Origin of the sequence: Streptomyces sp. NPDC006265, assembly GCF_040613555.1 — a bacterium.
GTDB lineage: Bacteria > Actinomycetota > Actinomycetes > Streptomycetales > Streptomycetaceae > Streptomyces.
The window spans coordinates 1-3,924 of sequence record NZ_JBEXSH010000845.1 but is presented as its reverse complement, the minus strand read 5'-3'; the positions used below and the strand labels follow the sequence as shown (position 1 = coordinate 3,924).

At 70.1% G+C, this 3,924-nt stretch carries 4 protein-coding genes and 1 pseudogene; 2 read left to right on the top strand and 3 right to left on the bottom strand.

The window, feature by feature from the left end:
- Positions 1–90: 90 nt before the first annotated feature.
- Positions 91–384, bottom strand: a complete 294-nt coding sequence (gene paaB, locus ABZ281_RS41245) for a 1,2-phenylacetyl-CoA epoxidase subunit PaaB (RefSeq protein ID WP_030844556.1) — start codon at positions 382–384, stop codon at positions 91–93.
- The gene (gene paaA, locus ABZ281_RS41240; protein WP_356663072.1) at positions 381–1,367 is read right to left on the bottom strand and encodes a 1,2-phenylacetyl-CoA epoxidase subunit PaaA; all 987 of its coding nucleotides are present in this window, start codon (positions 1,365–1,367) and stop codon (positions 381–383) included. Before paaA ends, paaB begins: the two co-directional genes overlap by 4 nt.
- A gap of 171 nt (positions 1,368–1,538) precedes the next feature.
- Here paaA and paaI point away from each other — a divergent pair, with 171 nt between their 5' ends.
- On the top strand, positions 1,539–1,964 hold the full coding sequence (paaI, locus tag ABZ281_RS41235; RefSeq protein WP_356663071.1) for a hydroxyphenylacetyl-CoA thioesterase PaaI: 426 nt from the start codon (positions 1,539–1,541) through the stop codon (positions 1,962–1,964).
- Positions 1,965–3,320, top strand: a complete 1,356-nt coding sequence (gene paaK, locus ABZ281_RS41230; RefSeq protein WP_356663070.1) for a phenylacetate--CoA ligase PaaK — start codon at positions 1,965–1,967, stop codon at positions 3,318–3,320. It abuts the gene before it with no gap.
- A 22-nt stretch (positions 3,321–3,342) separates the two neighbouring features.
- Here the strand turns inward: paaK and ABZ281_RS41225 are convergent.
- A pseudogene (locus ABZ281_RS41225) lies at positions 3,343–3,828 on the bottom strand (PP2C family protein-serine/threonine phosphatase); the annotation flags it as partial.
- Between the last annotated feature and the right edge of the window lie 96 nt (positions 3,829–3,924).

Genomic DNA, 3,924 nt, shown 5'->3' with positions numbered 1-3,924 from the left:
TGCCGGCCGGTGCCGTAGGCCCAGCGGGTGTCGTCGTCGTGTCCCTCGGCGAGGGTCATGTAGACGTGGTCGTCGCTCATGCCCTCTCCTTCAGATGTGCGGGACGTCTTCGGGGATGTCGTAGAACGTCGGGTGCCGGTAGACCTTGTCGGCGCTGGGCTCGAAGAACGGGTCCTTCTCGTCGCGGGTGGAGGCGGCGATGTGCTCCGAGCGCACGACCCAGATGCTCACGCCCTCGTTGCGCCGGGTGTACAGGTCGCGGGCGTGGGTGAGCGCCATGCGGTCGTCGGCGGCGTGCAGCGATCCCACGTGGACGTGGTTCAGGCCGCGCTTGCCGCGTACGAACACCTCGTACAGCGGCCAGTCCTGCTTGTCGGCGGTCATGCCACCGCTCCCTTCCGCTCGCGGGCCGCCTGCTTGGCCGCGTGGGCCGTGGCCGCCTCGCGCACCCAGGTGCCCTCCTCGTGGGCCGTGCGGCGCCGTTCCGTCCGCTGGTCGTTGCACGGGCCGTCGCCCTTGATGACCCGCATCAGCTCGTCCCAGTCGGGCGTGCCGAAGTCGTGGTGGCCGCGCTCCTCGTTCCAGCGCAGCTCCGGGTCGGGGAGCGTCACGCCGAGCTTCCCGGCCTGCGGGACGGTCATGTCGACGAAGCGCTGCCGCAGTTCGTCGTTGCTGTGCCGCTTGATCTTCCAGGCCATGGACTGCGCGGAGTTGGGAGAGGCGTCGTCGGGCGGGCCGAACATCATCAGTGACGGCCACCACCAGCGGTTCACGGCGTCCTGCACCATCTCGCGCTGCTCCGGGGTGCCGCGCATCATCGTCATCAGCAGCTCGTAGCCCTGCCGCTGGTGGAACGACTCCTCCTTGCAGATCCGCACCATGGCGCGCGCGTACGGCCCGTAGGACGAGCGGCACAGCGGCACCTGATTGCAGATCGCGGCGCCGTCCACGAACCAGCCGATCACCCCGACGTCCGCGAAGCTCAGCGTCGGGTAGTTGAAGATCGACGAGTACTTCTGGCGGCCCTCGATGAGCCGTCCGGTCAGATCGGCGCGGTCGGCGCCCAGCGTCTCCGCCGCCGAGTACAGGTACAGCCCGTGCCCGGCCTCGTCCTGGACCTTGGCGAAGAGAATGGCCTTGCGGCGCAGCGACGGTGCGCGGGTGATCCACTCGCCCTCCGGCTGCATGCCGATGATCTCCGAGTGCGCGTGCTGTGCGATCTGCCGGATCAGTGTCTTCCGGTAGCCCTCCGGCATCCAGTCGCGCGGCTCGATCCGCTGATCCCGCGCGATCGTCGCGTCGAAGTGCTGCTGGAGATCCGGCTCGGCGCCGTCCGTCCCCGCGGGGCTGGAGCGTGTCGTATCCATCCGTCCCACTTCCCAACCGACCATTCGTTCGGTACATCGTAGGACACGCCGACGCGCCTTGGTAAGACCCCTTGGACAAGTCCTGGACTCTTGACAGGCGTCGAAGCGGCTGGATTACATGACAACGCCAGCTAACCGAATGTTCGGTCGGTCCATGAGGTGGTGCGAGAAGTGACCCATGCCGCTGACGCGACGCCGCCCGCGAAGGCGATGTTCGCCGCGGACGAGGCCTCCCGCGGGCTCGGAATCGAGCTGCGGGAGCAGGGCGCAGGGACCGCCACGCTGCGGATGACCGTGACCCCGGCGATGGTGAACGGCCATGGCATCGTCCACGGCGGCTATGTCTTCCTGCTCGCCGACAGCGCCTTCGCCTGCGCCTGCAACAGCCACGGCCCGGTGACCGTCGCGGCGGGCGCCGACATCACCTTCGTGGCCCCCGCGTACGAGGGCGACGAACTCGTGGCCCGGGCCGAGGAGCGCACCCGCTACGGGCGCAGCGGCCTCTACGACGTGACGGTCCGGCGGGGCGACGAGGTGATCGCGGAGTTCCGGGGCCGCAGCCGCAGCATCAGGAGCACGAGGTCGGAGGAATGCTAGATGACCAGCGAGACGACGGCCTCCGGGGCCACCAGACCCGGGGGACAGCGGTGCGGCGAGCCCCTCCCCCACGATCTGCTCGACGACACGGAGCGCCTGACGCGCGAGCAGCTGCGGGAGCTCCAGCTCGACCGCCTGCGCCGGAGCCTGCGGCACGCCTACGAGAACGTGGAGACGTACCGGAAGAAGTTCGACGCGGCCGGGGTGTCCCCCGACGACTGCGGCTCGCTGGAGGACCTCGCCCTGTTCCCCTTCACCACGAAGGCCGACCTCAGGGACACCTACCCCTTCGGCATGTTCGCCGTCCCGATGGACCGGGTGCGGCGCGTGCACGCCTCCAGCGGCACCACCGGCCGCCCCACCGTGGTCGGCTACACGGAGCACGACCTGTCGATGTGGGCGGACCTCGTCGCCCGCTCGATCCGCGCCGCCGGCGGGCGCCCGGGCCACAAGGTGCACATCTCCTATGGGTACGGGCTGTTCACCGGCGGTCTCGGCGCGCACTACGGCGCGGAGCGCGCCGGCTGTCTGGTGATCCCGGCCTCCGGGGGCATGACCGCGCGCCAGGTGCAGATCATCCAGGACTTCCGGCCCGAGATCATCATGGTCACCCCGTCCTACATGCTCACCCTGCTCGACGAGTTCGAGCGCCAGGGCCTGGACCCGCGCGCGAGCAGCCTGCGCGTGGGCATCTTCGGTGCCGAGCCGTGGACGGAGGAGATGCGCCGCGAGATCGAGGAGCGGATGGACATCCACGCCGTCGACATATACGGCCTGTCCGAGGTGATCGGGCCGGGTGTCGCCCAGGAGTGCGTGGAGACCAAGGACGGGCTGCACGTGTGGGAGGACCACTTCTACCCCGAGGTCGTCGACCCCCTCACGGGTGAGGTGCTGCCCGAGGGTGAGGAGGGCGAGCTGGTCTTCACGTCCCTGACCAAGGAGGCCCTGCCGGTCATCCGATACCGGACCCGCGACCTGACCCGGCTGCTGCCCGGCACGGCCCGTCCCGCGTTCCGCCGCATCGAGAAGATCACCGGCCGCTGCGACGACATGATCATCCTGCGTGGGGTGAACGTCTTCCCCAGCCAGATCGAGGAGATCGTGCTGCGTACGCCCGGCGTCGCCCCGCACTTCCAGATCCAGCTGACCCGGCGCGGCCGCATGGACCACATGACCGTCCGCGTCGAGACCCGCCCCGGCACCGGCCCCGAGCAGCGCGAAGCGGCGGCCGGGACGATCGCCAAGGCCGTCAAGGACGGCATCGGCATCACCGCCGACGTGACGATCGTCGAACCGGAGACCCTGGAGCGCTCCCTCGGCAAACTCCGCCGGGTCAAGGACCTGCGCGAGGCGTGAACCGGACCGGCCGCGGCGGCTCTCAAGGGCAGCACTTCGCCTCGGGCACCGGAGCGAGAACGCTCGTCTCGGGGGCCGCTGCATCGGCTTCTGCTCCTGTGAGGCGTGCGGCCGGCTTGCGGATGAGGAGCAGGGCCGCGTCGTCGTGCAGCCGGCCGCCCACATGGGCCAGCAGTTCGTCGTGGAGCGCGCCCAGGGTGTGGGACGGCTCGTGGGAGACGTGCCGGCGCAGGCCTTCGGCCAGGGGATAGAAGGCGCGGCCGCCGTCGCGGGCCTCGGTGACGCCGTCGGTGTAGAGCAGCAGCTGGTCGCCGTCGGCGAACGGGAGCACCTGGAGCCCCGGGGTATGGCCCGTGAGGGCGCGCAGTCCGAGGGGCGGGGCCGGGTGTGCGGGCTCGACCGTGCTGATGCTCCCGGAGGCGCTCACCAGCAGCGGGGGGTTGTGCCCGCAGTTCACCACCTCCAGATGCCCGGCCCGCGGGTATCCGGCGACGACGGCGGTGACGAAGGAGGCGCTCATCCTGGTCGTCACCGCCGTGTCGATCGTCGCGGTGAACATGTTCGAGGGCGTGCTCATCGGTCTGGCTCTGTCGGTCGTCAAGAC